The sequence below is a fragment of the Neisseria oralis genome, assembly GCF_045062685.1.
Classification (GTDB): Bacteria; Pseudomonadota; Gammaproteobacteria; order Burkholderiales; family Neisseriaceae; genus Neisseria; species Neisseria oralis.
In genome coordinates this window covers 1-379 of record NZ_JBJGEB010000041.1, presented here as the reverse complement: position 1 = coordinate 379, position 379 = coordinate 1, and the positions used below count along the sequence as shown (strand labels likewise).

The following is a 379-nucleotide window of genomic DNA, read 5'->3' as shown; positions in this document are numbered from 1 at the left end:
GAATGGGAAGCACAGAAAGAAGGGCGGCGCGTAGCTTCCCTGCTGTTCAAATTTGAGAAGGCGGCGCAACGCGAAACGCGCGGCGCATAAGCATTTGCTTGCGCGCACGTCTGCGTTGCGCCGCAAACGAAAAGGAAGAAAGTAAGATGACTACAGCCGTTTTAGATTATCGCCTGTCGGAATTTGACACCGTGCAGGAAGCGGAAGATTACGACACTTGGCTGACGCGTAAAGTCGAAGAAGCAAGAAATGCCGAAATTGTCAGCCATGAAAGCGCAATGGCGCATTTTGCCGCCAAGAGGAGCGAAAGGCTGAAAGGATTGAAAAATGCCCTTATTGCTTGAATGGACAAAGCCCGCGATTGCCGATACAGACGAAA

Annotated in this window: 1 protein-coding gene; it reads left to right on the top strand. The window is 51.2% G+C overall.

The window, feature by feature from the left end; translation table 11 throughout:
- Nucleotides 1-146 precede the first annotated feature (146 nt).
- A complete protein-coding gene (relB, locus tag ACI43T_RS12000) occupies nucleotides 147-344 on the top strand; it encodes a type II toxin-antitoxin system RelB family antitoxin (protein ID WP_118819788.1) in 198 nt (65 codons plus the stop codon).
- The last annotated feature ends 35 nt before the right edge of the window (nucleotides 345-379 follow it).